The organism is Xanthomonas floridensis (genome assembly GCF_001642575.1).
In the GTDB taxonomy this organism is placed as follows: Bacteria; Pseudomonadota; Gammaproteobacteria; order Xanthomonadales; family Xanthomonadaceae; genus Xanthomonas; species Xanthomonas floridensis.
Genome location: NZ_LXNG01000041.1, coordinates 1 through 4,482 on the forward strand (window position 1 = coordinate 1; position 4,482 = coordinate 4,482).

The following is a 4,482-nucleotide window of genomic DNA, read 5'->3' on the forward strand; positions in this document are numbered from 1 at the left end:
ACTATTCCGTCGCCTGAAGGGCTACCGCCGGATTTTCACACGCTTCGAGAAGCTGGACGTCATGTTCCTTGGATTCCTCAGCTTTGTGCTGACCGTTGATGGGCTTCGGATGTGTTAACAGGCCCTAATTGGCGTGCATGCGTATTTTCATTCCAGACGGCATCGGCCACCGAGCAAGGTGGAGCGCGGTTTGGCGATGCTGTGGCTGGTGATCCGGCGGTTGTTGTGCTTTTCGATGACATTGTTGTTATGGGGCGGTGCCGTTTATATGGGCTACCTGGTGCTCACCAGAACTGCCTCGCCATCGCTGCTGTGGTGGTGCGCCGGGCTGCTGCCTTTCGGCTATATCTTCTTGCACCTGGGTTTGTACGGCGCGGGGTATAAACGTTATGACTGGAGTGAGGACAAGAGCGTTCATGCAGAGCGCAAGCGCCGATATGGCTGGCGTTGGTAGCCTCTAGTTAGGGAACTCAGCTGTTGATCGCTGTCAGCAGCGCACGGTGCGTCCCAACAAAGCGCGCATCTTTTTTTGCAGTTAATTACCGCAATTTGTGCCAGCTTTCTATCCCTACAACGACAGCGGAGACACCTTCTATAACATTGTTGAGTGATGACTGGATCTCGACAAGACCAGAGAGGTCGTTTTTTGTTGTATTTCCTAGCAAAGAATTGACCATGACCATGCTGAGTTGTGAACAGAAGGCGTGTTGTCTGTATTGCGAACAGGCCGAAGACTTGCTTATGGATGCCATCGCTTATCCGGGCATGGTTCCGATCTGTAAGATCGTCGTTGCTTTTGAAAAGGACCTGGCATTACAAGCAAAGCGCTTGGGTTGGATATCACGATGATTTGAGTTCTCGTGGTAATCAACAGCCATCTTTTCGGTTGCAGTCATTTATGTATCCTCCGATACAAGACAATCGGTGGCTTTCGCCCTCATGAGAAGAGAATAAGTTAATGACAAACCCATACGACTCTTCGCCGATCCACTCAGCGATTTCTTCGCTCAATGACGCCATGGTGACCGCAGCGATGGAGCTTCCTGGACACCGAATCATCCGCAATCTGGGCTTGGTACGCGGTATTACGGTGAGGTCACGCTCGATTGTCGGTAATTTCTTCGGCAGTCTGCAGACCTTGTTCGGTGGCAACATCACCATCTACACAGAACTGTGCGAACAGGCACGCTCGGAGACCTATCGCGATATGGTGCAGCATGCCAGGCAACTTGGCGCCAACGCCATCATTGCAGTGCGTTACGACGCGACCGAGTTGATGGCTGGCCTGACCGAAGTGCTGTGCTATGGCACCGCAGTTGTCGTCGAGCCGCAGCATGTATAGCGGGTCAAGCATTCACGGATGGTGCTTCGTGAAACTATGGCGCATGGTGGCAGCCGTTTTGGCTATTGCAACTTGGCTGCAGGCGGCCCAGGCGTCTAACTCGTCCACCTTCATGTCCGAAGTCGGGCGAGTGTCGTCTGTGTACGAGCGCCTGGCTAACTCTGCCGAGTCAGAGCGCCTTATTGGTGAAGGAAAAAAGAGCGAGGTCAATGCAAGGTTGAAGGCACTGGTGCCGGAGGCAAGCAAAAGCGCGTATGACGCCTTCGTTCTGTCCAATATCCTCTATCGGGCTGATATCACTGCCAGCGACGCCTACATGAAGCTCGCAGACGAGAAGTTGCCTGGCAATTCATTCGTCATGTTTGAGCGCGGTATGCGCGAACACCGCGCGGGGCGCTGTGACGTCGCATTGCCTCTGTACGAAAAGGCCGCAACACTGCTGCCAAGGTCGCAAGCGCCGGATCGCCTGTGGGCCTACATCACGCACTGCCGTCTCGTGCTTGGGGATGCACGTGGAGCGGTCGCCGCCTGGAACCATGTGGATTTCAGAGAGAAGCACACGGCGATCGAGAAATCGATGTATGACATCTTCTCGACCACAGATCCGGATGCGGAAAGAGAGCGCTTGATCAGGTCCATCCATGCAGGCGCCGCAGGCGACGTTTGCACGCTGACCAAACTCGACAAGAACTGGGAAATCGACTGGTGGAATGCGAAAAGGCAGCCCGAGTACCTTGCGCATGACATTGCGCTTGTCAGGTCATTGTCCAGGAACGACAAGAATTTTCAGCAAGTTGTGGGGCTGTGTATCGATGCAGTGGATCTCGATGACAATGAATTCAGACGCTTTATCGCGTCGGCGGGTTATTGGGGAGAGGGTGGACGGTTGCCGGAAGATCCGATAGCCAGCTACACGTTGATCAGTCAGCTGCAGAAACGAAAGATGGCGACGGCGGACGAGATCTTCCAGCGTTACGGCGTGGCGCTGGAGCAGCGCTACAAGCGGATGCCCGCCGATCGCTCGACGCTGGATTTGCTGGCGTTTCTGTACAGTGCGACCGGGCGAAGCGAGCAACTCAAGCCGATAGACCTGTACGGCTGGAAGACACTAAAGATCGAGGCCTATGCGCTGAGCTATCTGAAAGGCCTGGCCGAGACAGACACCGGATATTCCGCTGCGCTTGCGCAGGCCGCACGCGACTTCCCCAATAGCGCCGAAATTCAGCGGCTCAACCTTGTGCTACATGCTGAGTCCGACGATAAGGTGACGTACTTGATGCGTTATGTTGCAGCGCAGTTTCCGAACGTGCAGGAGCATCTAAGCGGGCGCTATCGGCTCGATGATTTCATGGCTGCGTTGAAGAACGAGCTGGATGTCTCGGTTCCAAAAAAGTAGCGGCGCAGTATGCTTTATCGTTTGGGCCTGCGCGCCGTCTGCAGCCGTTGGCAACAGGTATGAATCGCCTCGGATGACTATTGGCGGTCCCTCGTGGCATGGCTGGAACGTGCACGCGTTGCAAGAAAGCGGAGGTGGCCTCATCCCTTCAGAAAGCGACGCTGTGCATTTTTCAGCAGTAGGCAATACTCGACCAAGACTGCCCTATGCTCAACTCTCAGGGCAGGCTCCGGCTACACGACTTGGCGGGACGCCTGGGTGCTAGAAGACACAGATCGCCGACCGCCAAGGCGCTAAGCTTCTGTATCGGCCAACCAGGCGTCACAGAGAGAACCAACCATGCGGCGCAATCCGGACCTGTATCCCAAAGACGATAACGGCGACACTCTGTGGCACATTGCCCAGCAGGGCGTGGATCTTTCCACGCCGCGCGAAATCGCGTTTTCCGTTGTGTTTCCGAGCAAAGAGTCGGCACTGGAATTTTCGGTGACGTTGCTGCGCTTCGAGCAGAAGGTGCGTTGCTGCCATTACCCGGAAAACACCGCGTTTCCGATGGATGTCACGGTGTATCCGACCATGGTGCCGACGTACAAGGCGATTTGCGCCTTCGAGGAGGAGTTGGCGACGGAAGCCAAGCCCTTGGGCGGGTTGAACGATGGATGGGAATTTTCTGTAGACCCCAAAGATGCCTGATGTGCAGGGCAGAGGCGTTGCAGAGCGCGGCGTGCGGGCTCTCCAACAGGTTAGGCCACATCAACGCGGCGATTGCGGGACACGGCGCAGCTGCGACACGTCGTAGCCCATTGCGGCGATACGCGAGACCGCCTGCTGATAGTCAGCGTCGGAGACCTGCGGGGTTCGTGCCATGTACCAGACGTAATCGCGCTTGCTGCGCGCCACGATGGTCTGGGTGTAGTCGGCATCCCGCCAGGCGATGACATATTCGGCCTTGAACGGCCAGAGGAATTGCATGCTCCACAGCGCGCCGTTGCCATTCTCTGCGACTTGGCCGATCGGGTGCATGGACTTGAGCGGGGCCTGAAAGCTGCCTTTGCGGAAGGTGAAGGTGGTCTGGATACGGCCATCCGGTCGCAGCGCATAACTCTCTACTGCGTCGTAGGCCTTGCGCTCGGGACGGGTTGGAATATGTGCGATGACATACCAGTCACCCATGAAGCGCGGTACATCAACACTGTCTGCGCGGGGCAGTGCGGCGCGCGGCTCGCTGCCGTTTGCACTGCCGTAGACCGCAAGGGTGAGTAAGAACAGCATCGACGCCTGGCGCATGGCAACCTCTCTCAACAATCTCAGTGCAGGGGCATACGTTGCGACGATGCGTGTGGATGCAGCGTGCAATGCGCTTTTTATGGAGAGGCACGACGACCTTCCGGTCGTTGACGGGCGCTACCTTTGCAAGGACGGCTCGGATGCATTGAAGAATGCGATTGCTGCGGTGGTCACGGGCGGCAGCAGGCAGGTTTGCACTGATACGCCCAGGGTTCCGTAGACACTCAAGACCCTCGTTGCGCGTAGCGCCGTTCGAACTCTACAGGCGACAGGTCGCCAGTTGAACCGTGGCGGCGTTTTGGGTTGTAGAACATCTCGATATAATCGAACACCTCGGCGCGTGCGGCGTCCCTGGTCGGGTAGATCCGCCGCCTGATCCGCTCGCGTTTGAGCAGGCCGAAGAAGCTCTCCACGGGTGCGTTGTCGTGGCAGTTGCCACGCCGACTCATGCTGCACA

General features: G+C 56.7%; 7 protein-coding genes and 1 pseudogene. 6 read left to right on the forward strand and 2 right to left on the reverse strand.

All coding sequences use genetic code 11. The annotated features are described in order from the left end of the window. The 6 genes and pseudogenes from A7D17_RS23750 to A7D17_RS18095 all read left to right on the forward strand — a co-directional run. Positions 1 to 118 (forward strand): annotated as a pseudogene (locus A7D17_RS23750) (IS5-like element ISCARN85 family transposase); the annotation flags it as partial. A 72-nt stretch (positions 119 to 190) separates the two neighbouring features. After that, positions 191 to 454: a hypothetical protein gene (locus A7D17_RS18080; protein WP_153041993.1), complete on the forward strand. Its 264-nt coding sequence runs from the start codon at positions 191 to 193 to the stop codon at positions 452 to 454. Between the two features lie 221 nt (positions 455 to 675). Further along, on the forward strand, positions 676 to 849 hold the full coding sequence (locus A7D17_RS24490; protein WP_161946559.1) for a hypothetical protein: 174 nt from the start codon (positions 676 to 678) through the stop codon (positions 847 to 849). Between the two features lie 109 nt (positions 850 to 958). Then, positions 959 to 1,342 (forward strand): YbjQ family protein, encoded by a 384-nt coding sequence (locus A7D17_RS18085; protein WP_064510370.1) that lies wholly within the window; start codon positions 959 to 961, stop codon positions 1,340 to 1,342. A 28-nt stretch (positions 1,343 to 1,370) separates the two neighbouring features. Further along, complete coding sequence (locus A7D17_RS18090; protein ID WP_153041994.1) at positions 1,371 to 2,738, forward strand: hypothetical protein; 1,368 nt, start codon at positions 1,371 to 1,373, stop codon at positions 2,736 to 2,738. 339 nt (positions 2,739 to 3,077) lie between these two features. Then, positions 3,078 to 3,431 (forward strand): ribonuclease E inhibitor RraB, encoded by a 354-nt coding sequence (locus tag A7D17_RS18095; protein ID WP_064510372.1) that lies wholly within the window; start codon positions 3,078 to 3,080, stop codon positions 3,429 to 3,431. A 60-nt stretch (positions 3,432 to 3,491) separates the two neighbouring features. Here the strand turns inward: A7D17_RS18095 and A7D17_RS18100 are convergent, their stop codons facing one another. Together A7D17_RS18100 and A7D17_RS18105 are read right to left on the reverse strand one after the other, a co-directional pair. After that, positions 3,492 to 4,025 carry a lipocalin family protein gene (locus A7D17_RS18100; protein WP_064510373.1) on the reverse strand — a complete coding sequence of 178 codons (534 nt, stop codon included), beginning with the start codon at positions 4,023 to 4,025 and terminating at the stop codon, positions 3,492 to 3,494. A gap of 224 nt (positions 4,026 to 4,249) precedes the next feature. After that, on the reverse strand, positions 4,250 to 4,482 hold a 233-nt coding region (locus A7D17_RS18105), incomplete at its 5' end, for an IS3 family transposase (protein WP_153041903.1).

What these genes read in the sequence shown, in the direction of transcription:
- A7D17_RS18100 (WP_064510373.1), bottom strand. Translation starts at nt 4,025, where the DNA reads ATGCGCCAGGCGTCGATGCTGTTCTTACTCACCCTTGCGGTCTACGGC.
- A7D17_RS18085 (WP_064510370.1), top strand. Translation starts at nt 959, where the DNA reads ATGACAAACCCATACGACTCTTCGCCGATCCACTCAGCGATTTCTTCG.
- A7D17_RS24490 (WP_161946559.1), top strand. Translation starts at nt 676, where the DNA reads ATGACCATGCTGAGTTGTGAACAGAAGGCGTGTTGTCTGTATTGCGAA.
- A7D17_RS18095 (WP_064510372.1), top strand. Translation starts at nt 3,078, where the DNA reads ATGCGGCGCAATCCGGACCTGTATCCCAAAGACGATAACGGCGACACT.